The sequence below is a fragment of the Fluoribacter gormanii genome (assembly GCF_900156395.1).
In the GTDB taxonomy this organism is placed as follows: domain Bacteria; phylum Pseudomonadota; class Gammaproteobacteria; order Legionellales; family Legionellaceae; genus Legionella; species Legionella gormanii.
In genome coordinates this window covers 164,841-191,152 of sequence record NZ_FTNL01000003.1, presented here as the reverse complement: position 1 = coordinate 191,152, position 26,312 = coordinate 164,841, and the positions used below count along the sequence as shown (strand labels likewise).

The following is a 26,312-nucleotide window of genomic DNA, read 5'->3' as shown; positions in this document are numbered from 1 at the left end:
AAATTAAAAAAACGTAGTCTGGGTGCCCGACTACGATACTCGCTCAATTCTAACATAAATCCATTTAACTTGGTTCTGGCTCTATAGTTTTTTTCCTGGCGGATTGATAACGTGCTTGTTTCTCAATGTCAATATAGCGATCTGTTGTTGCACTGGAGCTGTGACCGGCATCATCACGTACATGTTCGCGAGGGCGAATTTTAACATCTTCTGAAATTCCAGTATGCCTGAGCCAGTGGACAGTGGCTGCAGCCAAATTGTCTGCTTCTTCCTTATGATCTTTTATTCGAAGCTGCTCACCAGCCAAGTCAAAGCAGCGTTGAATAATTCTACGTATTGGTGCTGTATCACTCATGGGGCCGTTGCCACGAATTTTAGGAATAAGCGGGCTATTATCCGCTGGAGAAGGTAGAGGAGATAATCCCAGAAAACAACGCCATCGCATTAAACTATCTAACATCGCATCACTCACTGCGATTTGGCGTTCTTTATTTCCTTTACCCACAGTTGTAAACCACCAGTGGCCGTTACTGTCTTTAGAGAAATCATTCATGCTGGGGATCCAGCGATCACTTGCGGCGAGTTCAGAGATACGAAGATACATCCCAAATAACATGCTTAGCATGAAACGAGTTCGTTCATGTTTCATAGGCGATTCTTCGGCAAGAGATTCGGCAGCCTCCAATACTGCACTCCATTGCAGCAAACTAAGTCGGCGTATGGGAACATTTTGTTGTCTCTTGCGAATAAATTTGCTTTTTTGACGAATAAGGGCGACTGGATTGGAAACTAGGTATTCCTCTGCAATTAGGAAATTAAATAATGTACTTAAAATAGCAAATATTTCCTGAATAGCTCCTTGAGATAAATTGAATTGCTCGATTTCAGGTTTTTGGCCATTTTTAATTGCGGATTTGCTTAGTGTTACTACAAAGGGTCTCCATTCTTCGTTGGGGATGCGATGCCCGTCCTTTTCAATAAAACGAGGCACTTTTTTTAAACTGATCCACGATTTGAGTGGGTTTTGGCAAAAATGAATGTATTGCTCTATATCGTCACGCTTCAATTCTTTTAACGTCGAATTTTTAATCAACCAGGACCATTGCAACAAACGTTCCGTTTCCCTGCGATAACTATTAAATGTCCCTTGGCTGCCTGTGTAACTTTTCAGAAAATTTAAAGCGTAATTAAAATCATTTTGGAAACGCGGATCAGGCAATACGACGTGTTCATGATTTTTATGGAGATAATTTATATTGTCGAAGATAGGAAGTAATTTAAATTTCATAGATTCAATAGGAGTTTAATTATAATTATCAATGCTAGCTGAAAAGTTATAAAGATTCGAGTAGGGTAAACTTAAGGGCGTGCACCCAAATTTGTCTTCATGATTGAAAAAAAGTCTAGTTGTGCATGAAAAATAATCGCAAGATGTAAAAAAATAAAATTAATTAAAATTAAATGAATTAAGATATTGACCTTCGTGAAATCACCTAGTAATATCTGCGCTCTGTCCTTGGGACGGGTTATACGGGGTGTAGCGCAGTCTGGTAGCGCGCCTGCTTTGGGAGCAGGATGTCGGGGGTTCGAATCCCTCCACCCCGACCAAATTTGCGCCCGTAGCTCATCTGGATAGAGCATCGGCCTTCTAAGCCGAGGGTAGCAGGTTCGAATCCTGCCGGGCGTGCCAGCCCAGATTTTATTTATCATAAGAATTTCTGGTAAAAAGTTTTTATGGTGAGCGTAGCTCAGTTGGTAGAGCCCCGGGTTGTGATCCCGGTTGTCGTGGGTTCGAGTCCCATCGTTCACCCCATTTGAGAAGAAACAAATGGTTTATCGCTAAAGATTTTATCTGAGTCTTTACAAGACCGAATTACTGATTGATAATCCAACCTGATTTGCGAAAGTGGCGGAATTGGTAGACGCACTGGATTTAGGTTCCAGCGGGGCGACCCGTGAGAGTTCGAGTCTCTCCTTTCGCACCATTATCATTATAAATTCCAAGAGGTGAAATTAATGCAAGTTTCTGTTGAGACCCTAGAAGGTTTGGAGCGTAAGGTGACAGTTTCTGTACCTGCGGAGAAAGTTGAGGAAGAAGTGAGCTTACGTCTCAAGAATCTTGCTCGTAAAGTAAAAGTTGACGGTTTTCGTCCCGGTAAAGTACCCATGCATGTTGTTGTCAGTCGTTACTCTCAAAGCGTTCGTGAAGAAGTCGCTCGTGACATGGTGCAATCTACTTTATTCGAAGCATTACAAAAAAATGAATTGGTTCCAGCTGGCTATCCATCTGTAGAGCCTGAACAGTTTGAGAAAGGAAAGGACTTTAAATATTCTGCAATATTTGAAGTAATGCCTGTATTTGAAGTTGTTGAGTTAAATCAAGCTATAGTCGAATTAGCGCGTTCTGAAGTAACTGATAAAGATGTTGAAAGCATGTTGGATAAGCTTCGTGAGCAAAATAAAGAATGGAATGAAGTCTCCAGAGCTGTTAAAAAAGGCGATAAAGTACTTATTGATTTCGAAGGGTTTCTCGATGAGCAACTTTTTGATGGTGGTAGTGCCAAAGGCCACGAATTAGTCATTGGTTCTGGATCAATGATCCCTGGCTTTGAGGATGGAATTGCAGGTAATAAGAAAGAAAAACCTTTTGATATCAAAGTGACGTTCCCCGAAGACTATGGTCATAAAGAATTAGCTGGTAAAGAGGCTGTATTCAAAATTACTATTAACAGCGTAATGGAAGGAACACTTCCTGAGCTCAATGATGAATTCGCAGCGAAATTTAATATCAAGGAAGGCGGTATAGATGCACTGAAAAAAGATATTAAAGAAAATATGGCTCGTGAATTAGAGCGTCGTGTCAGTATGATGAATAGAGAAAAATTGTTTGATAAATTAATGGAAGTTAATACTATTGAATTACCAATGGCATTAATTGACAAAGAAATCGAACATTTGAAACATGATATGTATCATCGTCTTTTTGGACATGAACATCATGATAATGAACAGATTCCTGATTTTCCTCGTGAACTGTTTGTCGAGCAAGCAAAACGTCGAGTTCATCTTGGTTTACTTTTTTCAGAATATGTTAAAAAGCACCAAATAGTAGCTGATCAAGATAAAGTTAATGCAGTGATTGAACGCTTTGCTAGTGCTTATGAAAATCCTGATGAATTACGTGCTTGGTATCAAAGTAGCAAAGAGCATATGGCCGAAATCGAAGCACTTGTTATGGAAGAGATGGTTGCAGATAAAATTGCTGAGGATGCAAAAATTAACTATAAGGATAAGGATTATGATTCGGTAATGAATCCTAAGCCAGAGACCGAAGCAACTGAAGCGACTGAGAAAAAAGGAGAGTAATTATATGTCGGGCTATTCAGATAACATAATTCGCAATGCCAGTGGATTAGTCCCAATGGTTATTGAACAAACCTCACGTGGTGAGCGTTCATATGATATTTACTCAAGATTATTGAAAGAACGTATTATCTTTCTATTGGGTGAAGTTGAAGATCATATGGCTAATTTAGTGGTTGCTCAATTGTTGTTTCTTGAGTCTGAAAATCCTGAAAAAGATATTTCTCTCTACATTAATTCACCTGGAGGGGTAGTAACTGCTGGTTTGGCAATTTACGATACCATCCAGTTTATTAAACCTGATGTAAGTACTTTGTGTATAGGGCAAGCAGCAAGTGCTGCTGCCTTGTTACTCTGTGCTGGTGCTGATGGCAAGAGATTCTGTTTACCAAACTCACGAGTTATGATTCATCAACCTTTAGGTGGTTATCGAGGTCAGGCAACTGACATCGAAATTCACGCTCGTGAAACTTTGGCCGTAAGAGAACGATTAAATTCCATTATGGCAAAGCACACGAAAAAGACTCCCGACCAAATTATGCGTGATACAGAGCGTGATAATTTTATGAGTGCGACACAAGCTGTAGAATACGGCTTGGTAGATCAAGTACTTTATGATCGTGAGTCAGTAACTAAAGCAGAGTAATTATTTACATTAAATTTAAAGACTGAACTATAATGTATCATGGCCCGGAAGTAGCGAAGCGGAACCTGGGTTAGGGTTCAGGGTTACCGGGTTCCGCTTCGCTGCACCCAGGCTAGGAATGCGATTAGGGGTCCTTTTAGATTGATTCATTATTACTTCTTCGTATTTCGTTTTGTATTTAAAAAATAGTTACAGTGAATAACAGTGGCATATCTTTTTCTGATTGACTAATATTTTACATATATTATCTATTATTCCGATAATCGTTGTAAGAAGGGGTTTGGTTATGAGTAAATCCGGTAACGGAAGTGGCGATAAAGTTTTGTATTGTTCTTTTTGTGGAAAGAGCCAGCATGAAGTAAAAAAATTGATTGCTGGTCCTTCAGTATTTGTATGTGATGAGTGTGTTGAGTTATGCAACGATATTATTCGTGAAGAAACACATGAATCTCATGAAGAAGCAGAAGTACGCTTGCCATCACCTAAAGAAATTTCAAATTTCTTAGATGAGTACGTCATTGGGCAGTCACATGCAAAAAAAGTCTTATCCGTAGCTGTATATAATCATTACAAGCGATTACAACATAAAAGTGAAGACGGCGTTGAACTAGGCAAAAGTAATATTTTACTTATCGGTCCAACTGGCAGTGGAAAAACACTTTTAGCACAAACATTGGCTCGAATTCTGAATGTTCCGTTTGCTATGGCAGATGCAACTACACTTACCGAAGCAGGTTATGTAGGTGAAGACGTAGAGAACATTATCCAGAAACTTCTACAAAAGTGTGATTATGATGTAGATAAAGCACAGCATGGTATCGTGTACATTGATGAAATTGATAAGATATCACGCAAATCGGATAATCCTTCAATTACCCGTGATGTTTCTGGTGAGGGAGTTCAACAAGCTCTTTTAAAATTGATTGAAGGTACAATTGCTTCAGTCCCACCACAAGGTGGCCGTAAGCACCCACAACAAGAATTTTTACAAGTAGATACTTCTAATATTTTATTTATTTGTGGTGGTGCGTTTGCTGGATTAGAGAAGGTGATAAGAGAACGTAGTGATAAGTCAGGTATTGGATTTTCTGCCCAGTTAAAAAATAAAAAAGAAAGCAATGATGAAATATCCAAGGTATTGAACCAGTTGGAATCAGATGATTTGATCAAATATGGATTAATACCAGAGTTCGTTGGCCGATTGCCTGTAGTTGCCACGTTGCAGGAGTTGGATGAATCAGCTCTTATTGATATTTTAACTAATCCTAAGAATGCTTTGACCAAGCAATTCCAGTCTTTATTCAAAATGGAAGAAGTGGAACTTGAATTTAGAGAAGAAGCATTGAATGCTATCGCTAAAAAAGCTCTGGAAAGAAAAATGGGTGCACGAGGTTTACGTGCCATACTTGAAAATATTCTTTTAGACACCATGTATGAATTACCTTCTCTTGAAGGAGTAATTAAGGTTGTGGTTGATGAAAGTGCGGTTACTAGCTCGTCTAAACCCATCCTTATTTATGAACAAGATGGGATGAAGAGTGCGGCAGGTGGCCAAGAGTAGGATTTTGCTCTATCTCTCTCCTATACTTAATATGGGAGAGAGGTTCTTTAAAGAACTTTCTTAATTATAACGCTTTGATTTCTTGCAATAACTCTCCCTTCCTTTTAAATTATAATTAGTTGTCACATAAATATTAAAGTTTTCCGATTGAATAAGGGTTCATTATGTCCACTGAAATTAAAGAGACTTCGAATGAGACAGAAAAACTGTCTAGCATACCTGTATTACCATTAAGAGACGTAGTGGTCTACCCCCATATGGTTATTCCTCTATTTGTTGGTCGAGGAAAATCAATTAAAGCTCTTGAAGCGGCTATGGTTGATAGTAAGCAAATCTTTTTAGTAGCACAGAAAAAATCATCAAATGATGATCCTGGCGCTGAAGATATTTTCCATGTAGGCACATTATCCAGTGTTCTTCAGTTATTGAAACTTCCTGATGGAACTGTGAAAGTGCTGGTTGAAGGTGAAAAACGTGCCAAAGCAAAAGAATATAATCAGGCCAAAGGATATCTAGAAGCGGATCTTGAGTTGCTGGAGGATGAAAATGCCGCGGTCCAGGAACCGGACATCGGTATTTTAATGCGCTCTTTGATGTCACAATTTGAGCAATACATTAAACTGAACAAAAAAATTCCACCTGAGGTTTTATCTCCTCTTGCTGGTATAGAAGAACCTGGACGGTTAGCCGATACCATTGCTGCTCATTTAACCTTGAAAGTAGATGACAAACAAGAATTATTGGAAACAATGGATGTTGGTACTCGTCTTGAACGTTTAATGTCTGCTATAGAAAACGAAATTGACTTGTTGCATGTGGAAAAACGTGTGAGAGGGCGCGTCAAGCGACAAATGGAGAAAAGTCAGCGAGAATATTATCTCAATGAACAAATGAAAGCGATTCAAAAAGAATTAGGTGAGTTGGGCGAAGAAGGGAATGAAATTGAACAATTGGAAAATTCCATTAATAAAGCCGGTATGCCTAAGGAAGCAAAAGAAAAATCGCTAGCAGAACTTCATAAATTGAAAATGATGTCACCAATGTCTGCTGAAGCGACTGTTATCCGCAATTATCTTGATTGGATGCTTTCAGTCCCCTGGAAAAAGAGAACTAAAATTCAATTCGATTTGCCTAAGGCAGAAAAATTATTGGATAAAGAGCATTATGGCCTTGAGCTAGTAAAAGAACGCATTATCGAATACCTGGCTGTTCAGCAACGTGTGAAACGTTTAAAAGGCCCTATACTTTGTCTCGTTGGACCTCCAGGAGTAGGTAAAACATCATTAGGACAATCTATTGCGAATGCTACTGGTCGTACGTTTATTCGTATCGCTTTAGGTGGCGTAAGGGATGAAGCAGAGATTCGTGGTCATAGAAGAACATACATTGGTTCTATGCCAGGAAAGATTATTCAGAAATTGTGTAAGGCTGGGGTAAAAAATCCACTCATTATGTTGGATGAGGTGGATAAAATGGCCATGGATTTCCGTGGTGATCCCGCGGCAGCTTTGCTTGAGGTATTAGATCCAGAGCAAAATCATACGTTTAACGATCATTATCTCGAAGTAGATTATGACTTGAGTGACGTGATGTTCATTGCGACAGCAAACTCGCTAGAAATTCCTGCCCCCTTATTAGATAGAATGGAGGTGATTCGACTTGCAGGATACACAGAAGATGAAAAAGTAAGTATTGCTGAAAGATATCTTGTTCCAAAACAAGTCGCCTTGAATGGTTTAAGTAACCAAGAAATACATATTAGTGAAGGGGCGATTCGCGAGGTCATTCGTCACTATACGCGCGAGGCAGGCGTTCGCAATTTAGAGAGAGATATTGCTAGCGTTTGTAGAAAAGTTGTAAAAGAAATTTTATCTAATAAAAAAGTTAAAAAAATGTCGGTAACCACAAGTAATATTGAAAAATATTTAGGTGTGAAAAAATTCAGATATGGTTTAGCCGAAGAATTTGATCAAGTTGGACAGGTTACAGGTTTGGCATGGACTAGTGTCGGCGGTGAATTGTTAACGATAGAAGCATCAATGATGCCTGGTAAAGGAAAAGTGACGCATACCGGTCAATTAGGTGAGGTCATGCAGGAATCAATCCATGCCGCAATGACTGTTGTACGAAGTCGAGCTAAAAAATTTGGCTTAGCTGATGATTTTTATGACAAGAATGACTTTCATGTCCATGTTCCTGAAGGCGCTACACCCAAGGATGGTCCAAGTGCAGGTATAGGTATGTGTACGGTGTTAGTTTCTGTAGTGACGCAAATTCCTGTTAAAGCGGATGTGGCAATGACAGGTGAAATAACGCTGAGAGGGCAGGTGTTGCCAATTGGTGGTCTTAAAGAGAAATTATTGGCTGCCCATCGAGGTGGAATTAAACATGTCATTATTCCCGAGGAAAATGTAAAAGACCTGGAAGAGATTCCAGATAATGTTTTACGTAAGCTATCAATTCATCCTGTTAAGACCATAGAACAGGTGTTAGAACTGGCTTTACAATGTACTCCTTGGGTCGAAAAGACAAAAAATGTACAGACTGAGGCTTTAGTAGGAAAAAAATCAAAAAAAATTAAAAATAATGATTTACATACCCATTAATTAGATGTATATTTCGTTTCGTAGCCCGCCACTAGCGGGCACTGCAAGGAAGTAACTACTTGACCGGTTAATTTGGTGAGTTTAATTAAATTAACTTAGAAGTATGGAAGATTAACTGTATAGGGGAAGCAATGAATAAGAGCGAATTAGTTGATGCTATAGCAAGTGGTTCGGGTTTGACAAAAGCTGACGCAAGCAGAGTTCTCGAGACTTTTACTAGTACTATTACTGATGCTTTAAGAAGTGGTGATCAAGTAGTAATACCTGGTTTCGGTTCTTTTTCAACAGGCAATCGTTCAGCACGTACAGGTAGAAACCCACAGACTGGCAAAGTTATTCAAATTAAAGCGTCACGAGTAGCCAAGTTTAAAGCGGGTAAAAACCTGAAAGAAGCGGTTCAAGAAGCATAAGGTTTCTGGGTGCTTAGCTCAGCTGGGAGAGCATCGCCCTTACAAGGCGAGGGTCGTAGGTTCGATCCCTACAGCACCCACCAAGAAATGGAGTGGTAGTTCAGTTGGTCAGAATACCGGCCTGTCACGCCGGGGGTCGCGGGTTCGAGCCCCGTCCACTCCGCCAGATTAACGCGCCGAAAGGCGCGTTTTTTTTATCTGGATTGAATGTTTTTGTCAAAAAAATTTCCTTTATTTCAGATTCATTATATTTAGAGAACAAGTAGGTGAAACTTGCAAAAAGAAATACCTACTTATTGCATCTAATTTTATAGCTGATTTAAGCAAGAAGAGTTTTGAAAAAAAAGAGTACTGTTGTTTTTGTTTTGATTTTTTTCAGCCTGGGATATAATCGGCCCTCGCTAAATAAAATAAAGCCTTAATTAATATATGGATCTCGCGACATGTTACAAAAGTTAAATGAACGTATACAGGGTGTTGTAGCTTGGTTAGTAGTTATTTTGATCGGTATTACGTTTACACTTTTTGGTGTGGATTATTATCTACAATCACGTCAGACGACAAATTCCAAGGTTGTGGTTAATGGTCAGCCTCTAACAATGCAAGCATTTGAGACTAATTACAGACGTGCTCGTTCCATGCAAGATATTGAACAGATGACTGCGGCTGATGAGAAAAAGCTGCAAAATCAAGTTTTAAATCAAATGATTACTAATGAAGTTCTGGTACAAGCTGCCCGCAAGAATGGATTTGATGTTAGTTTGAATCAGGCAAATGCAGCAATTTTGAGTATCCCGCAGTTCCAGGAAGACGGTCATTTTTCTGCTCAAAAATATCAGCAAGCTCTAAACGCAGCTTTATTTACTCAATCAAGTTTTCAAAATGAAGTAAAACAGGGAATGTTGTTAAATCAGCAACGATTCGCTTTTATGGGAAGTTCTTTTGCTTTACCTGATGAAATTGATCGGTTTGTAAGCTTGTACATGCAAAGTAGAGACTATGATTATTTAACCGTTCCAGTGGCACTTTTTGAAAAGGATATCCAAGTTTCTTCTGAAGAAATTGCTAATTATTATAAAAAGCATAAAAAAGAATTCATGACCCCAGAAAAAGTCAGCCTAGACTATGTTTCTTTATCGATGCATGATATCAGAAGTAATATTAAAATTTCTGAAGATGATGCAAAACGTTATTATGAAGATAACCAAAACAGTTATTTAATCCCTGCTAGTTGGCAAGTGGCTCATATTTTATTTGCTGTCCCAGATGATGCGAGCCAGGCTGATTTAGAAAATATTCAGAAAAAAGCGAATGAAACTTATCAAGCATTACAAAAAAATCCAGAGCAATTTGACCATTTTGTGTCAACGCTTTCGGATGACAAACTTTCCATAGCAGATAAGGGGGTGCTCCCTTGGATCTCTGCAGGACAGAATGATTATAATCGAATTTTATCCAATTTAACTAAACCAGGACAGATTTCATCGCCTGAAAAAACAAAACATGGTTATGAAATTTTTAAAGTAATTGCTTATAAACCTGTTTCAACAAAATCCTTTTCTGAAGTTGAGCCATCTATTAAAGAACAACTGATCGCTGAAGCAGCTCAAAACAAATATACTCAGGCTCTGGAGCAATTGTCTGATTTAAGCTATCAAACCCCAGATTCACTTCAACCAGTAGCAGAGGCATTAAATTTAAAAATCGAAACAACTCAGCCTTTTTCAAGAGCGGGTGGTGCCAATAATATTACAAAAAACAAGCAGGTAATAAATGCCGCATTTAGTCATGATGTTCTTGATTTAAGTAATAATAGTGAACCAATACAAATTGATAATGACTCGGTTGTGGTTGTAAGGGTTAAACATCACTGGGATGAAGCACAACAGTCTTTGGAATCTGTTCGTGATCAAATTAATAATATATTAGTTAAGAAAGGTGCTGAAGCTAAAGCCAAAGAAATTGGGATGAATTTATTAAGTCCAGTTGAAGATAAACAGCAGCAAGAGCTGATCAGTTCAAATCATTTATTATGGAAGTCAGAGGTTATGTCAACTCGTGATAATGATAAGGTTGATACTGATATTAATGATACTGCATTCAATTTATTGCGACCAGAAAGTCGCAATGGACTTGTTATGCCAAATGGTGATTATGTAGTAGTGAGATTAAAGCAGATTCACGATGGAAAATTGAGTACATTAGACAGGGAGCAACAAGATAGCTTAATTCAACAAATTGAAGCAAGCTATGGCATGATGGATTATGACTTATATGAAAAGAGTTTAATTAGTCGCGCACAAATTGTGAGACATTAGGATCTATAACAAACCTGCTAAGTAGTTTCTTACTGGAGCTGCTCTATTCTAAAAGCTGAATAGCAGAGTTTGCCGATGTTAGCCAATAAAAGGAGTCTCTCTGTATGTCTGATTTAAGTACGAAGTTCACCGACCTTAAATTGAAGCAGTTATATGGTCATATAATAAATCATTATAAAAATTGCGTTGGACGTAATTTAAATATTACTGACATGTACAATGAGATGTTTCTAGCGGTGCAATTTTCTATAGAATCACCATTGAGTACAAGTTCTCTATATCTCCTAGACCGAGAAGAAAAAGATAAGGCTTATGCGGCTTTTAATAAAATATTTTATGCTTTGCCGTTATTTAGAGAGCTTCCTTCTGAACAACAGCGTTCTTTTAATCCTAAAAAACCTCGATTTAACCCAGAAGTTAAGTATGTGATTAATGAATACAACTACTATAGATGTAACGACTCTACGCTAATAAATTGGTTGATTTTGAGTTCTGTGCTCGATTCTCATCGCCATGCTCATTCTCATCATGATGCAAGTTGTTGTTTTTCTTCTAACCACCACAGACGCTCTTCCTCTTCAAATGATGATTTAAGTAAATTAATTGCTGCCTTACTTATCATCGCTATAGCAGCGTTTGCAGCTGTTTTGGCATTTATCGCTTTAGCTTATATGCTTGATGAGTTTGCAAACAGTATTGAGCGCTTTTGGCATGGTGAAGGATGGCTTAAGGGCGCATTTATGTTCGCAACTTCTCTTGCATTTGGTGCAGGTTCGACTTTTTTAACGCTTAATTTCGCAGCAGCACCACTCATTGCTTTAGCCGTGGCGGCAGGATTTAACCCTGTTGGTGTAGTAATCCTTGGAGCGGTATTGTTTAGTATCATCGGTGCGGGTATTGGATGTTTGGCAATGAGTATGATTTATGATTCTATTAATGTGTCAGCGAATAAAGAGTCCATGGATCCAGCAGATCCACAACGATTTCAATTAACTGCTGCCGAAGAGGCGTCTTTACAAAAGAAGGGTATTGATCCCATTGCAGTAAAATGTGCCATGGTTGCTCTGCGTGCTGAAATGGCGAAATCATTGGGTAGTGAGAAGCCTTTACCTTCTTTTTTCAGGCGTTATTTTGATGAGAATGGAAGTGAAGTTAATGAGTTACTTACAAAGTTAAGGCATTTACGTAAAGGTGAGTTGAAAATTGTTGAGGTAGGTGATTTGTGTTTTGATTGCAGAATCCCCCAGCCAATTTATACTAATACACAAACCTTCTATTCGCAGCAAACACCTCCACCTTCATATTTTGATACATTTTATGGTGTGCAGCCTTCCGCTCCTGCTCAGTATGACTAAGCGGATATTTGATCGGGTAAAGTTTAAGTCTTTACCCGATCAAATTTCTATCCTTACAATCACGTAGTTCTCAAAACTTATTCTTTAGATGTAAATGGAAGCATACGCTTCAGTACATAATCTTTGCATATGAAATGATGATACAGAGCCGCAAGAACATGAATCCCCGCTACAAATAAAATGATAAAAGCAAGCGTTTCATGTGTTGAAAACATTATGCCACCAAGATGATCATTCGCTGAAATAAGGCAGGGTATAGTAAACCAACCAAAAAAATTAATAGGTTTTCCATCAGCACATGATAACAAGTAACCAATAATAGGCATGAGGATAATAAGGAGGAAAAGAGTATGATGGACCGCTTTAGAGGTAATGTATTGCCATCGAGGTTGAGTTCCTGGGGGCATAGGCTTAACATTTATCATATGCCAGATGAAAAATAGGATTCCCAATATTAAGATGGTCATGCCTATAGATTTATGCAACATGATATAGAGTGCTGTTAGCGGTGAGTCTTCACTAATTGACCAGACCAAATAATATTGGGTGGAAATCAAAATAAAAATTAACCAATGCAACAGCTTTGTCATACTACCAAAACGCTTTGCGGTGTTCCTTAGCATATAGTTCTCCACTGATGATAGATGATTCTACTATACCAACGACTTATATATTATTGAACATTTATTTATTATGTAAACTAATGCTATTTGAAGGAATTTCTATATCGACACTGAAACTTTGATTTTGTGTTTGAATTTATAGGTATCAGAAGTAGAGAGGTTTTTTATATTTGGCGGAGAGACAGGGATTCGAACCCTGGGAAGGTTGCCCTTCAACGGTTTTCAAGACCGCCGCATTCGACCGCTCTGCCATCTCTCCAAGCGGGAATACTACTCTAATGATCATGGTTTTGCAAACATTTTTTTATATTTTAGGTGATCGTTGGATATTTTTTTTTGATGTTGTTTTTATTTCTTTCAGTTTTTAAAAAAAACATAAGAATGTTCGCAAATTCAATCGTCCTAGGTATAATGTTCCAAATTTTCGTGGCTGTTGTTGTGGATGCAACAGATATATATTTAGATAGGTGTAGTTTATGAAACGAATTCAAATGTTGTTCCTAATCGGTCTTATTGTCTCTTTATCTGCATGTAAGACATGGTGGGGTAAAGATGATGAAGATTATAATCCTTATAAAGGAATGACGGCGGAGCAGCTTTATACAGCGGCCCAGAAGGACTTACGAAAAAAAGAATATGCAACCGCAATAAAGCATCTTGAAGCGATTGAAACAATGTATCCGTTTAGTGATTACACCGAGAATTCGCAGAAGGAATTAATCTACGCATATTATAAAAATGAAGACTACCCTTCGGCTGCTGCGACTGCAGAGCGGTTTATTCATCTTTATCCACGTGCTAAAAATGTAGATTATGCGTATTACATGCGTGGGATGGCTAACTTCCAACAAAGTCGAGGGGTTTTTGCAAAATTTTTACCTTTGGATGAGTCCTGGAGAGATCCTGGTACGCAGACCCAAGCGTATTCAGATTTTGGCACTTTGATTCAAAAGTTTCCAGACAGTAAATATAAGCCTAATGCATTACAACGCATGACTTATTTACGTAATATGTTTGCTCAACATGAGCTGAATGTGGCGACGTTCTACTTTAAGCGTCAGATGTATGTTGCAGCGATTGATAGAGCAAGCTATGTTGTTAAAAATTACCCACAGGCTCCAAGTGTAAAACAAGCATTAGTCGTTATGCATGATGCAAATATGGCATTAGGTTTTAATAAGGCTGCTGAAGAAGCATTGACTGTTTATAAGGCAACTTATCATACAGACAAAATGGAAAAAATCAGCTGATTTATTGATGATGAAGTAAATGCATTTTGGTGGCTATATAATCATGATGCGGTGTGAAATGGAGTCTCTTATCATTCCGGTTATGGAAGAGTTAATGAAGATGAGAGAATTTTTTCCGGATAATCCGTCTTATTAAGAAGTTCATTGATAAGTAAAATGTTTCAGAAAAAGAGAGCTGCTTTACGCTCTCTTTTTTTATGCTAAATTTATAGAGTCTCTGCTAACTCGGGTTCTTTCTCTTTTGATTTTGTTGCAAGTGTCGACAATAGATCATTAGTCAATTCACGTAACTCACCTGATAATAAAGTAAGCGCTGCGTCACGTTGTTGGTATTCTTCATCAAGTTGTTTAATTTCGTTAAAATCATCAAGAAGATAATCGAGGCTTTTAAGTTTTTTGAATGTAAAATCATGAGTTAAGGTAAATTGAATTCGTTCCTTCCAGATTAAAGAAATTTCTGCAGTTGCCATGCCTTGAGATAATAAAGTTATAATTTCCTCCGCTGGGAGCTCATAACCTTTGCAATGCACTCGTTTTTTTTCATCATCAAGAGCAAACAACAGGCAATCAGAAGCTAATTGAAAATGATTGGGAAGGGTGCTTGGTGAGTGAATCCATTCTGCGAATCGTAAAGCCAGATTTTCTGTATGAGTTAATGGTTCAATTGTAATTCCTGCTACTGATTTACGTAAAAGAGACGTAAGCTGTGCTGCTTGATTAGCACTCGAAGCATTAACTATTATTCTGTTACTCGCACTATCCAGGATGGCAAGCATTTTCTTTTGGACGCAAAACGACTTGGGTAATAATTCAAATTCAATATCTTCGGCCATTTGTGCCTTTTCTGAGCGTTTAATGGTGCGGCCTTGTTGGGTTTCAAGTGCGTGCACTCTTTCAGCAAGCATTTTGTTAATCACCCCACGTGGCAGCAACCGTTCTTCCTTACCCATACAAATCAGTGAACTTCCCGCAACTTCCTGAACCATTTCGTCTGCAAAAGCAGGAAGCCAGCCATAAACAAAACGGGCATGTGGAGGACAAGGTTTTAGAATATTTTCAGCTAGGGAGGCTGTTAAATCGCTCGCTTCATCCAGCTCATATTGATAGATCAGTGCATTGTTAAACCACATAGAAAACTCCTGAGATTACATAATATAATAGGTGCCGATTGCCATCGTCCTATTATACGGTAGTTTATAAAAGTCGATATTTAAATTGGCCGAATAATTGCGTATTAGAAAGGCAAACAACTTTTCTTGCCAATAAAATGTTAATGATTTTTTTGATTTTGACGCAGTAATATTTGGTATTTCCACCATATAAGTAGCGCGGTCGACATTTAACTTAAAGGGGAAAAGATTTTTGTTCGAAGCACGCTCTAAAGCTCTGGGTATAGAAATGGTTTCCATAAAACCATAGTGCAAAGTAAGATTGAATACTTTCTCATGCAAGCAGGTAATCTCATAGCGTTGACTGTAATGGATATATGGGATGTTATCTACTACATAATTCACAATAAGAACGCGTTCTGGAACGGCACGGCTTAACTTAAGAAAGTGAAGAAAGCTTCCTCCGCTTTTATCGTAAACATCTGTGATAAACACAGCAGTCAAATCAGTAAGTTGATTCAAGCTTTTATACTCCAATTGCCTGAGAATTTTTGAAATATCATCCTTATTCATGTAATAATTCTCACGCAAATATTCTAAGCCAAACTTCCAGGTATACATAATGGTTGCTATTATCAACGCGAATGTGACAGGGACCCAACCACCCGTCAAAAATTTATGTAAATTTGAACCGAGAAAAGCAAAATCTATAATAAGAAATAATCCAAATATAGTGATAACCTTATATTTTGACCATTTCCAAATCGATAATGCAGCATAAGCAACCATTGCATCAATTAGAAGCATGTCTGCATTCACAGCGATTCCGTATGCATGGGCAAGTCGATCCGAAGTTTTGAAGGCAAAACAAAAAGTTAATGTCCCAATAAACAAAATAAAGTTAATTTGTGGCACATAAATCTGCCCGGAAAACTCTCTAGATGTTTGTACTATAGGTATACGAGGGCATAAACTGAGCAAAACTGCTTGTTTTGTCAAAGAAAACGTAGCTGAAATCACAGCCTGTGAGGCAATTATTGTTGCAATGGTGGCAAGAATAATCAAGGGAATATAAAACCATTCAGGTGCAATCATGTAAAAAGGATTGCTAATTGCATGAGGATTTAAAAGTAAGTTAGCCCCTTGGCCAAAATAATTTAATATTAAACAGGGAAGGACAACGGCAAACCAACCTGCCCGAATAGGATTTTTCCCAAAATGTCCTATATCTGCATAAAGCGCTTCTCCTCCGGTGACAACGAGAAAAATACCACCTAATAATAAATATCCTTTTAATCCTGTATCACGTATCAAATCGAAGGCATAGTAAGGATTAATTGCAGTAAGCACAATAGGGGCTTTAGCAATTTGTATAATACCTAGAATTGCGATAGTAAAAAACCAGACCAGTATAATTGGCCCGAATAGATTTCCAATACTTCCCGTTCCCCTTGCTTGTAATGTGAATAGGAGAATCAAAATAATAACAGCGATAGGAAGAATAAAGGGCGTAAAAGTATCTGAAAGGGTACTAAGGCCCTCTACAGCACTGATTACAGATATGGCTGGCGTCAACATTCCATCACCTAAGAGCAAACCAGCTCCAAAAATTGCGACGATGTAAAACAAAGGCGTATATTTGGTACTTTTATACTTCATTAGTGCCAAAAGGGCGAGAATTCCTCCCTCACCATCATTATCTGCCCGCAGAATCAAAATCAAGTATTTGAATGAAATGACCAGGATCAAACACCAAAAAATAAGTGATAGCACACCTAAAATGTGTGATTGGGTAATAGCAATATTATTTAGAGTTACTTTTAAGGCATATAATGGACTGGTTCCTATATCACCAAATACAACTCCTAATGCCCCAAGGGTGAGACCATAAGAGAACTTGTGTGTATTATCCATATCAATTACCAGAATGCGTTGCTAAATTAATAGCAAAAAGGGAGATAAAGAGTTTTTTCATATTTGCTATACTGTCCCTAATTTTTATTTTTCCACCAGTTAATTGGAGTGGGAACGACTTTCTTAGGTTTTATAAATTTTACGAACTATTGCAGGTGTAGCGTTCTTTGTGTAGATTAGCCCATTTTTGTTCTTTGGGAAATAGAAAAATGAATGCAAAAGTTATTTTGCTTGCAGCAAAACAAAATACTGTATTACGCGGTCATCCATGGATATTCCCCAAGGCCATTGCGAGGACTCATGGGAAATTAGTTACAGGACATTTGATTGATATTTATAATTCAGATGAGAAACTTATTGGTGTAGGTGTCTATAATGAGCATTCTCTCTACAGAGTCAGGGTCTTGGCGCTTACCAACGAATCCATCGATATGAGTAATTTGCATGCTTTGATTAGCCATCGATTGAATCAAGCGAAGCAAGTACGTGAGTGTTTAAATCTGCCTAATGAAAAAACTACAGCTTATCGTTTATTTAATAGCGAAGCAGATGGTCTTTCTGGCTTAACGATCGATCGATTTAATCAAACTTGTGTTGTCGCCAGTTCTGCTTATTGGGTTGAGCTCAATCGAGAAATTATTATTGAAGCATTAAAGAATTTGTTTCCCACCGATCAAATTATCTGGTTGCCACAAAGTAAACCCTTGGGACAAGATGGCTGGAAGCAAATTACAGTAGAAGAGAATCATTGCAATACTCAGGTTCTTGAAGCAGGGGTTATTTATGAGGTTGAGTTCGCGCAAGCACAAAAAACCGGATTATTTCTTGATCAACGAGAAAACCATCAGCGCATTGCTCAATTATCTAAAGGAAAAACTGTATTAGATCTCTACTGCTATAGTGGAGGTTTTGCATTACATGCTGCTAAAGCTGGGGCTTTAAAGGTTACAGCAGTGGATAGTTCTGCTCAAGCAATAGCTCAAGCTAAAAAAAATGCAGTATTAAATGGAGTGTCCCAGATTGAATGGATTGAAGCGGATGCACGAGAGTATTTAACAAGAGCAGGGGACTATGATGTAGTTGTTCTTGATCCTCCTAAATTGGTTCCATCCAAGCAGCATGTTGAGCGCGCTAAAAACTATTATCGATTCTTACATCGTGAAGTTTTTAAGTACATGAAACCGGGTTCCTTATTAATGACCTGTAATTGTTCTTCAGCACTTTCATCTCAAGAGTTTAGCTCTTTGGTAAGTGTTCAAGCTGGAGCTGTAGGGAAACAAGCGCGGATTTTAGGGGTTTTTGGGCCAGCAAGTTGTCATCCTACATTAGCGTCATTCCCAGAAGGAAATTATCTAACTGCAGTTTTGTTGGCCGTTGTGTAAATGGCGTAAAAATCAATTCCCTATCCTATTAATGGGAGATGGGTTGAGGTGCGGATTGTTATAGTAAAGACTTTTATCCGCCCTTATGGGCACCTTCTCCCTTTTGGGGAGAAGGGAGCTTGTTTCGCTTAAAGCAGACTTATGGCACGTTCATACTAGACCTATTTCACTGGCTAACCATGATGTTACGTATGAACCGATCTATCTCTATCTCGTAGGCATTGCAATACATCATAAAAACTCAGTTCACATGCTTTTAATAGAACTAATAAGTGAAAAATTAGATCGGCACTCTCATTAACTAATTCTTCGCGGTCGTTATTTACAGCCGCAATCACTGTTTCTACCGCTTCTTCCCCTACCTTTTGTGCGCACCGAGAGATTCCAGAATCTAATAATTTTGCTGTATAGCTGTTTTCATTTTTTGAATCTGCCCGCTCATTAATCAGCTCAATTAACTCATGGATAAATCCAAGATTGGTTTCATGTGCAGGTTGAAAGCAACTTGTGTATCCTAAATGACATGCAGGGCCTTTAGGTAAAACCTGAATTAGAAGGCTGTCATTGTCGCAATCAACACTGATGTGTTGTACAGACATGCTATTACCCGAGGTTTCTCCCTTCCGCCACAAGCGTTTTCGGCTGCGACTGTACAGATTTAATTGGCCGGTAGTGAGTGTGGCGATTAAAGCCTCCTGGTTCATATAACCTAACATTAGGACATTACCATTTTCAGCATTTTGGATGATGGCTGGTAATAAACCATTCATTTTTTTCCAATCTAAAGAATTAATTTCCATATGAATCATAATCGTACCTCAATCTTTTGTTTTTTAAGTGCTAATTTTATTTCGTTTATCGTCAAAATTTTGTCATGAAAAATGCTGGCAGCTAAAGCTCCATCTACTTGCGCTTCAAGGAACACTTCAGTAAAGTCATTTAGTGCACCAGCACCCCCTGAAGCAATCAATGGTACCTGACATAGAGGTCGCATCAATTTTAACTGATGCAAGTCATAGCCTTTGCGTACCCCATCTGATTGCATGCAGTTTAATACAATTTCTCCTGCGCCTCGATCTTGTACTTCCTGGATCCATTCTTTTGTTTTGCGTCTGGAATTAAGTGTTTTTTGTTCGTCTCCAGTGTATTGATAGACATAATAATCATTATCTATCCATTGACTGTCGATTCCTATGACGACGCATTGGCTTCCATAGTTTCGACTTAATTCATTGATTAAGTCAGGGTTCTCTAACGCTGGGCTATTAATTGATATTTTGTCGGCCCCAGAGTTTAATACCGATTTTGCCTGATTAAGAGAACGAATTCCACCCGCTACGGTGAAAGGAATATTGATTGTTCCGGCCACTTGCTTAACCCAATCCGGGCAAACCAAGCGTTGCTCAGAACTTGCAGTAATATCATAGAATACAAGTTCATCCGCACCCGATGCAGAATACTCAGCTGCAAGTTCAAGAATAGTTCCAACAATGCGATGATCGCGAAATTTAACTCCTTTGACGACTTGATTATCGCGTACGTCAAGACATGGAATAATTCGTTTGGTTAACATATTGTACTCACATTCATAATGTAGCCTGGGCCCAGCGTCGCGGACCCTGAGGATACTATTTAACTAACAACCCGGGTTTGGAGATGCTGCACCCAGGCTATACAAACTCTTTACGATAACATTGCTTTCAGGTCCAAAGTGCCTCGGTAGAGACTTAATCCCAGAATCGCTGCGCTGACTCCTAATCCATCCAATCGATAAATATCATCTGCATTACGGATACCTCCTGAGGCTTGCCATTCAATTTGTGGGAAACGTTTTACAGCCTCTTTATATAACTCAAAATTTGGTCCTTGCATCATTCCGTCACAAGCAATATCAGTACAAAGTATTTGTTTTACGTTGAGTTGCAGATAATGAGAAACAACATCCCATAAATTACTATTTGATGTTGTTTGCCAACCATGAATAGCCGGTATAGGTATCTTATTCTGCATTCGAATATCTAAAGCCAGGATAATGTGTTGTGGTTTTATCTCTTTGATAATTTGTGCAGTCAGTCCAGGATTGGTAATGGCAATGCTGCCCAAGACCAGGTTAGATATTCCTGCTGAAAAACATAATGTTGCTTGTTCTAAAGAGCGAATCCCGCCACCGGCTTGCACCAAAATTCCTGTATTTTGCATGGCACAGATTAAAGACAGATGTTGCATCGTTCCTGTTTGTGCACCATCCAAATCAACGATATGCAATCGTTTTGCTCCTAATTGGGCGAAGTAGGTGGCACGGTCTATAGGTAGTGTATCGAATTGTGTTACTTGATCAAATTGTCCTTGCCGTAAACGCACACAACGACCTGCTTGGATATCAATTGCAGGGATAAGGATCATACAGCCTCCATATTTTAAGTTCAGTTAGTTATGGTGTTACCCACTAAGCTTTAGGTTCGCTCAACTTCGGTTATAAAATTATTCTACACTCCCTCGCTTCGTTCACGTGCGCCTTATCTAAACCTGGTGGGTGTAACGCTATAGGATCCGCTTGACGATTCAGTCTAAGCTAATCTGAATAGCTACAAAAATTGTTTAGTAACCTCATTCCGGTTTCTGCAGATTTTTCCGGATGAAATTGCATTCCCCAAATATTATTTTTTTGAATTATTGCGGTGAATGGCTCACTGTATTCACAATAAGCCAAAGCATACATACTCTCACCAAGGGCATAACTATGAACGAAATAAACATAATCTTGTTCCTTTAATCCTTTTTGTAAGAATGTCTCTTTGCACCATTGCAACTGATTCCAACCCATGTGAGGCACAGGGTAATTTTTCTGTCGAGGAAGACGTTGTATTGTTCCGGGAATCATGCCCAGACAACGAATATCATTCTCTTCGCTGTGTTCAAACAATAATTGCATACCGAGACAAATCCCCAACAGAGGTTGCTCAAGTGAGGTAATTACATCGATTAAGTCATACTGGCGCAAAGCATTCATTCCGTAAGCTGCAGTGCCTACCCCTGGTAGAATCACGCGGCTTGCTTTATTAATTACCTTCGCATCGTGCGTTAATTGATAATTAAATCCCAACCTTTTTAATGCATTAACTAAAGAGGTTAGATTTGTGCCACTCACATCAATAATGGCAATCATAATACCCCCTTGGTCGATGGTAGGGCATTGTTTGTCTTCATGCAGGCTTGCCCTAGCGCTCTACCTAATGATTTGAAACAGGCTTCAATCATATGGTGATGATTTTGACCTTTAACTTCGATGTGAATGGTTGCGCCAAGTGCGGTAGCTAATGAATTAAAGAAATGAGGTACCATTTCGGTTGCCATACCTCCAACAAACTCCCGGGTAAATTGACCTTTGAACTCGCAAAAACCTCTTCCACTGATATCGATAGCGACAGATGCTAAAGCCTCATCCATTGGTAAGGTGAAGCCATAACGGTTAATACCCCATTTGTCACCAAGTGCTTTTTTCAGGCCTTCTCCTAAAGCGATGGCGGTATCTTCAATCAAATGATGATCATCAACTTCCACATCACCATTGGCACATAATTCAAGATTAAATCCACCATGCTTGGCTACTTGCTCCAGCATGTGGTTAAAAAATGGCAAAGGTGTGCTTATTACACTGTTTTGATCCATATCCAAAATTAAAGTCAGGTTAATATCAGTCTCTTTTGTTTTCCTTTGAATCACTGCAGTCCTTTTTTGATTGAGTATTGTTTGGGTAACCTGAACCCATCCATGTTGTTGAGAAATTGGTAGAAATTTAATACCCAGACTATCGGCAAATTGTCGATCAGTTTCTCTGTCACCGATAACCCAGGAACATGAGTTATTAATTACTCGTTCTTTTAGAAATTGATCCACCAATCCTGTTTTGGGTTTTCGACACAAACAATTTTCTTCGGGCATGTGAGGACAAATGAAAATTTCCTCAAAAAATATTCCCTGTGAAGAGAACAGATCAAGAGTAAATTCATGACAAATCATAAAATCATCTTCAGGAAAAGAAGGGGTTCCTATTCCATTTTGGTTGCTCACCATAATAAAGCGGAATCCTTCTTTTTGTAATTGCAGTAATGAAGGTATCACATGGGGTGTGAGCTTGATTTTATCCAAAGAATCTACTTGAAAATCAAAGGGTTCTTCAATTAAAGTGCCATCACGATCAATAAATAAGATTTTTTGCATTTTAACATCCTAAAACATTGTTTTGAAAAGAAGATAAAGCGCGCAGCAAAAGCTGATTTTGCGACTCATCACCAACGGTGATCCGTAAATGCTTCTGTAGCAATGAATTAGTTAAAAAGCTTTTGATTGCTATGCCTTGATTGGCAAGCCAGGAAGTTAATTCAATGGCATAGTCGGTTTGAACAAGAATGAAGTTTGTTTCAGTCGGATAGACTTTTCCAATTGCAGGGCAAGCTTGCAACTCCTGCACTAACTTTGCTCGAGATTCTTTAATTGTGCGAATCGTCTGAATAAACCATTCAGGCTTTTCCAATGCGCGTAGCGCCAAATCAATCACTACGCTGGAAAGAGGGAAGGGAGGCATAATTTTATTAAAGGCCTGGATTACATTTGCTTGCGCTAAAATGATTCCTAAACGAAGATTAGCTAGCCCGTAAGCCTTAGAAAGAGTACGTAAAACAATTAAATTATCGAATTGGGGAATGAGAGAAGTAGCACTTTGAGCTTGAGCAAATTCGATATACGCCTCATCAACAACAATAATGGAACGGTTTTTATATTCATCACAAAGAGTCGCAATAAAATCCAGATTGATTAAGTTCGCGGTAGGATTATTAGGATTACACACAAAAATGAGCTTACAATTTTTTTGCCAACTATTTTTAACGTCTAATAATGACGGTTTGAAATGGTTTCGAGGATCTGTAGGGCATTCAATAAGTTGCGCGTGTTGTAAATACGCATAAAATGCATACATGGAAAAGGTAGGAGAGAATTGCATACATGCATCCTGACCAGCGCTTAAAAATAAACGAGTAATTAAATCAATACCATCATCTGATCCTCGAGTTAATACAATTTGATTTGTATCAACTTGATAACGAATTGCCATTTGTTCTTGTAACTGGTCTAGCTGGTTTTTTTCTGGGTAAAAATTTAAATCAATATCCATATTTAATGCAGACCAAGGAAGCTCATTTGCATGTAATCGGTATTTAGGAGCACCATTATGAACATAAGATTGGGTGTTTAACAATTCAGGGCGTATTAAATTAAGTACAGACATTTAATTCTCCAATGAGTTCAACCTAATGGCTACAGCCTGTGCATGCGCATCCAAACCTTCAATTTGTGCCAATGCTATTGCCGCAGGTCCTAATGTTTTAATTCCTTCTTCACTAATCGATTGCACATTAAAGCGAGTTAGGAAATCGAGTGTGCTTAAGCCATTATGATTTTTGGCATAACCGTTTGTTGGTAGCACATGATTCGATCCAGTTACATAATCGCCAAGAGTTTCAGCAGCCCAGGAACCAAGAAATACAGTGCCTACACTATAAATTTTATCGAGCAAATCTTCTGCATCCTCGCGATTTATAATTAAATGTTCAGGCGCATAGATGTTGACCATATTTAATTGTTCCGTTTGATCTGCACATGCAATAATCAAGCTGTTTGCCAGAGATTGTTTGATTATTGGCGCTCTTGATAAGCGACTAAATTGAGCTTTCAGGTATTGATTTACTTGTTCTGCAAACTGAATTGTGTCGCATATCAAAATCACTTGTGAGTCGACTCCATGTTCTGCTTGGGCGAGTAGATCCGCAGCAACAAATGCTGGATTTGCTTGATTGTCTGCAAGGATCATCACTTCGGAAGGTCCTGCAGGCATATCTATAGCTGCACCATATGGATCGGAGGCAACCTGAGTTTTTGCTTCTGTGACATAATTGTTTCCTGGTCCAAAAATCTTATCGACTTTAGTAACCGTTTCAGTTCCATATGCCATAGCAGCAATTGCTTGAGCTCCCCCGAGTGCATAAATGGTGTCTATCCCACATAATCGTGCGGCCACAAGTAAATGTTCATTAATGGAGCCTGATGCATCCGGAGGAGTACATAATATTTTTATGGGGCATCCTGCAACCTCTGCAGGTATGGCTTGCATTAACAATGAAGAAACCAAAGGAGTTTTGTTGCCACCAGGTACATATAAACCGACACGTTGTATGGGTCTATAGGTGCTATAAATATTTACTCCTTGTGCGGTGCATATATTTTTGTTTTCCGGTAAAAGTGCCTGATGGTAAGTGGTTATGGTTTTTATTGCCTCATTAATGGCAGTAAGTGATTGTTTACTGATGCATGCGTTTTCAATTTTGTTCTTTGGGATTTCCAGGCTTTTCAAACAAGCACCATCGAACTGTTCTGTCAATGCAAATAAGGCTTGATCTCCAAGTGTTCGAACTTGTTTGATAATATCGTGTACCCTGTTTTTTACTGATGAGGTTTGCACGGGTCGCGTTAAATAGAGATTTTTTTCAGCTTGAGACAGGGTTTGCCAACTTTTAATCGATAACATCATACTACTCCAACATTTTTTCTATGGGTAAAACCAATATAGAACTGGCACCTAGGCTTTGGATGGTTTCTAGGGTGTTCCAAAATACTCGCTCACTGGAAACAACGTGAACGGCTACTTTATCCATATTTCCTGGCAAAGGTAGAATTGTGGGCGATTCAGCTCCAGGCAGCTTATCAGCAATTGCTTCGAGGGCAGATTTTGGGGCATGAAAAACAATATATTTTCGTTCCTGAGCTTGTTGTACTGCCTGAATTCTTCGCGCAAGCATGTCAAATAAGTCTTGAAACATGTTGGAATACTTTAGATCGGTTTGAATCAATACGGCCTGGCTTAAAAGTACTGTATCGACTTCATTGAGTTTGTTGTCTTCTAAAGTTTGGCCACTTGAGACTAGATCACAAATTGCATCAGCCATGCCCATGCGTGGGGCAACCTCAATTGAGCCGGATAATACAAGACTTTCAGCACATATTTTTTTATCACGTAAATATTGATTCAGTAAATTGGGATAGCTGGTAGCAATTCTTTTTCCATCGAGACTTCCTGGTCCTTGATAATCCATAGATTCAGGAACAGCAATAGATAAGCGACAGGTGCACGTACCTAAGGTTGCGGCTATTTTGTATCTTTTGTGTGGATTGGAAAGAGAGGCCTCTAATAATACGTTTTCACCAACGATACCGCCATCACATAAACCATCAAATACTAAAACAGGGATGTCATCATCGCGTACAAAAAGTAAATCTATGGGAAAGTTATCTACATGCGTGAGCAGACTGTTTGGCTTTATACGAAACTTTAACCCGCAGCGTTGTAAAAGATTCAAAGACTCCTCTGATAACCGCCCCTTTTTTTGTAATGCTAAACGTAAACGATTTTTCACGATAACTCCGTTCTTTTTGCGATTAGTTCATAACCGCCAGTACCAAAACTCAAACAGCGCGCTACACGAGTTATTGTGGTCACACTAACGCCCGTTTGCTCATGAATAGTGCGGTAGGGTATCCCTTCTCTCAATAAAGGAACAACTTGCCACCGGTCTGCCATTGCTTCGAGCTCTGCTGGCGTGCATAAATCGGTAAAAAATTGCAATGCTTCATCTTTGTTCTCAATCATGCTGATAGCATGCATTAAATCAGGCAGTGCAGAATGTTTTACTGTAGTATGTGTTTTCATGTTAATGTATTAG

General features: G+C 38.6%; 22 protein-coding genes and 7 tRNA genes. 15 read left to right on the top strand and 14 right to left on the bottom strand.

The annotated features are described in order from the left end of the window. Positions 1-64 precede the first annotated feature (64 nt). Positions 65-1,288: a tyrosine-type recombinase/integrase gene (locus BW930_RS03600; protein ID WP_058469185.1), complete on the bottom strand. Its 1,224-nt coding sequence runs from the start codon at positions 1,286-1,288 to the stop codon at positions 65-67. A 243-nt stretch (positions 1,289-1,531) separates the two neighbouring features. On the opposite strand from BW930_RS03600, the gene BW930_RS03595 reads away from it, so the two are divergent. The 13 genes from BW930_RS03595 to BW930_RS03535 all read left to right on the top strand — a co-directional run bounded on the left by BW930_RS03595 (position 1,532) and on the right by BW930_RS03535 (position 12,259). Continuing rightward, positions 1,532-1,608: transfer RNA gene (locus BW930_RS03595), tRNA-Pro, on the top strand. A gap of 5 nt (positions 1,609-1,613) precedes the next feature. Continuing rightward, a tRNA-Arg gene (locus BW930_RS03590) sits at positions 1,614-1,690 on the top strand. Between the two features lie 47 nt (positions 1,691-1,737). Further along, positions 1,738-1,813: transfer RNA gene (locus BW930_RS03585), tRNA-His, on the top strand. Positions 1,814-1,900: 87 nt separating this feature from the next. Further along, positions 1,901-1,985: transfer RNA gene (locus tag BW930_RS03580), tRNA-Leu, on the top strand. Between the two features lie 31 nt (positions 1,986-2,016). Beyond that, on the top strand, positions 2,017-3,366 hold the full coding sequence (gene tig, locus BW930_RS03575; RefSeq protein ID WP_058469207.1) for a trigger factor: 1,350 nt from the start codon (positions 2,017-2,019) through the stop codon (positions 3,364-3,366). 4 nt (positions 3,367-3,370) lie between these two features. Beyond that, positions 3,371-4,009 carry an ATP-dependent Clp endopeptidase proteolytic subunit ClpP gene (gene clpP, locus BW930_RS03570; protein WP_058469184.1) on the top strand — a complete coding sequence of 213 codons (639 nt, stop codon included), beginning with the start codon at positions 3,371-3,373 and terminating at the stop codon, positions 4,007-4,009. Positions 4,010-4,295: 286 nt separating this feature from the next. Beyond that, positions 4,296-5,570, top strand: a complete 1,275-nt coding sequence (clpX, locus tag BW930_RS03565; protein WP_058469183.1) for an ATP-dependent Clp protease ATP-binding subunit ClpX — start codon at positions 4,296-4,298, stop codon at positions 5,568-5,570. A 164-nt stretch (positions 5,571-5,734) separates the two neighbouring features. Beyond that, on the top strand, positions 5,735-8,176 hold the full coding sequence (lon, locus tag BW930_RS03560; protein WP_058469182.1) for an endopeptidase La: 2,442 nt from the start codon (positions 5,735-5,737) through the stop codon (positions 8,174-8,176). 131 nt (positions 8,177-8,307) lie between these two features. Further along, entirely contained in the window at positions 8,308-8,586 is a 279-nt protein-coding gene (locus BW930_RS03555; RefSeq protein WP_003631985.1) for an HU family DNA-binding protein, read from the top strand. A 7-nt stretch (positions 8,587-8,593) separates the two neighbouring features. Beyond that, positions 8,594-8,669: transfer RNA gene (locus tag BW930_RS03550), tRNA-Val, on the top strand. A gap of 6 nt (positions 8,670-8,675) precedes the next feature. Further along, positions 8,676-8,752 (top strand) — tRNA-Asp (locus tag BW930_RS03545). A gap of 277 nt (positions 8,753-9,029) precedes the next feature. Then, positions 9,030-10,904 carry a SurA N-terminal domain-containing protein gene (locus BW930_RS03540; RefSeq protein ID WP_058469181.1) on the top strand — a complete coding sequence of 625 codons (1,875 nt, stop codon included), beginning with the start codon at positions 9,030-9,032 and terminating at the stop codon, positions 10,902-10,904. Between the two features lie 104 nt (positions 10,905-11,008). Continuing rightward, positions 11,009-12,259, top strand: a complete 1,251-nt coding sequence (locus tag BW930_RS03535) for a hypothetical protein (RefSeq protein WP_058469180.1) — start codon at positions 11,009-11,011, stop codon at positions 12,257-12,259. Positions 12,260-12,336: 77 nt separating this feature from the next. Here BW930_RS03535 and BW930_RS03530 read toward each other — a convergent pair whose 3' ends face one another. Together BW930_RS03530 and BW930_RS03525 are read right to left on the bottom strand one after the other, a co-directional pair. Continuing rightward, the gene (locus tag BW930_RS03530; RefSeq protein ID WP_058469179.1) at positions 12,337-12,882 is read right to left on the bottom strand and encodes a cytochrome b; all 546 of its coding nucleotides are present in this window, start codon (positions 12,880-12,882) and stop codon (positions 12,337-12,339) included. A 171-nt stretch (positions 12,883-13,053) separates the two neighbouring features. After that, positions 13,054-13,141 (bottom strand) — tRNA-Ser (locus BW930_RS03525). Between the two features lie 217 nt (positions 13,142-13,358). On the opposite strand from BW930_RS03525, the gene BW930_RS03520 reads away from it, so the two are divergent. Then, the gene (locus BW930_RS03520; RefSeq protein WP_058469178.1) at positions 13,359-14,132 is read left to right on the top strand and encodes an outer membrane protein assembly factor BamD; all 774 of its coding nucleotides are present in this window, start codon (positions 13,359-13,361) and stop codon (positions 14,130-14,132) included. 206 nt (positions 14,133-14,338) lie between these two features. Here the strand turns inward: BW930_RS03520 and BW930_RS03515 are convergent, their stop codons facing one another. Then, the gene (locus tag BW930_RS03515) at positions 14,339-15,262 is read right to left on the bottom strand and encodes a recombination-associated protein RdgC (protein WP_058469177.1); all 924 of its coding nucleotides are present in this window, start codon (positions 15,260-15,262) and stop codon (positions 14,339-14,341) included. 15 nt (positions 15,263-15,277) lie between these two features. Next, the gene (locus BW930_RS03510; protein WP_058469176.1) at positions 15,278-17,155 is read right to left on the bottom strand and encodes a potassium transporter Kup; all 1,878 of its coding nucleotides are present in this window, start codon (positions 17,153-17,155) and stop codon (positions 15,278-15,280) included. A 209-nt stretch (positions 17,156-17,364) separates the two neighbouring features. Between BW930_RS03510 and BW930_RS03505 the strand changes: the two genes are divergently transcribed. Beyond that, a complete protein-coding gene (locus BW930_RS03505) occupies positions 17,365-18,537 on the top strand; it encodes a class I SAM-dependent rRNA methyltransferase (RefSeq protein WP_058469175.1) in 1,173 nt (390 codons plus the stop codon). A 185-nt stretch (positions 18,538-18,722) separates the two neighbouring features. Here BW930_RS03505 and hisIE read toward each other — a convergent pair whose 3' ends face one another. The 9 genes from hisIE to BW930_RS03460 all read right to left on the bottom strand — a co-directional run bounded on the left by hisIE (position 18,723) and on the right by BW930_RS03460 (position 26,299). Then, a complete protein-coding gene (gene hisIE, locus BW930_RS03500) occupies positions 18,723-19,346 on the bottom strand; it encodes a bifunctional phosphoribosyl-AMP cyclohydrolase/phosphoribosyl-ATP diphosphatase HisIE (protein WP_058469174.1) in 624 nt (207 codons plus the stop codon). After that, positions 19,343-20,110 (bottom strand): imidazole glycerol phosphate synthase subunit HisF, encoded by a 768-nt coding sequence (gene hisF / locus BW930_RS03495; RefSeq protein ID WP_058469173.1) that lies wholly within the window; start codon positions 20,108-20,110, stop codon positions 19,343-19,345. Before hisF ends, hisIE begins: the two co-directional genes overlap by 4 nt. A 110-nt stretch (positions 20,111-20,220) precedes the next feature. Beyond that, entirely contained in the window at positions 20,221-20,940 is a 720-nt protein-coding gene (locus BW930_RS03490; RefSeq protein ID WP_058469172.1) for a 1-(5-phosphoribosyl)-5-[(5-phosphoribosylamino)methylideneamino] imidazole-4-carboxamide isomerase, read from the bottom strand. Between the two features lie 169 nt (positions 20,941-21,109). Then, the gene (hisH, locus tag BW930_RS03485) at positions 21,110-21,703 is read right to left on the bottom strand and encodes an imidazole glycerol phosphate synthase subunit HisH (RefSeq protein ID WP_058469171.1); all 594 of its coding nucleotides are present in this window, start codon (positions 21,701-21,703) and stop codon (positions 21,110-21,112) included. Further along, positions 21,700-22,758 carry a bifunctional histidinol-phosphatase/imidazoleglycerol-phosphate dehydratase HisB gene (gene hisB / locus BW930_RS03480; protein WP_058469170.1) on the bottom strand — a complete coding sequence of 353 codons (1,059 nt, stop codon included), beginning with the start codon at positions 22,756-22,758 and terminating at the stop codon, positions 21,700-21,702. Before hisB ends, hisH begins: the two co-directional genes overlap by 4 nt. Before the next feature lies 1 nt (position 22,759). Continuing rightward, positions 22,760-23,824: a histidinol-phosphate transaminase gene (gene hisC, locus BW930_RS03475; RefSeq protein ID WP_058469169.1), complete on the bottom strand. Its 1,065-nt coding sequence runs from the start codon at positions 23,822-23,824 to the stop codon at positions 22,760-22,762. Continuing rightward, a complete protein-coding gene (gene hisD / locus BW930_RS03470) occupies positions 23,825-25,120 on the bottom strand; it encodes a histidinol dehydrogenase (RefSeq protein WP_058469206.1) in 1,296 nt (431 codons plus the stop codon). A 4-nt stretch (positions 25,121-25,124) separates the two neighbouring features. Next, the gene (gene hisG / locus BW930_RS03465) at positions 25,125-26,006 is read right to left on the bottom strand and encodes an ATP phosphoribosyltransferase (RefSeq protein WP_058469168.1); all 882 of its coding nucleotides are present in this window, start codon (positions 26,004-26,006) and stop codon (positions 25,125-25,127) included. After that, positions 26,003-26,299 (bottom strand): YerC/YecD family TrpR-related protein, encoded by a 297-nt coding sequence (locus BW930_RS03460; protein WP_058469167.1) that lies wholly within the window; start codon positions 26,297-26,299, stop codon positions 26,003-26,005. Before BW930_RS03460 ends, hisG begins: the two co-directional genes overlap by 4 nt. Between the last annotated feature and the right edge of the window lie 13 nt (positions 26,300-26,312).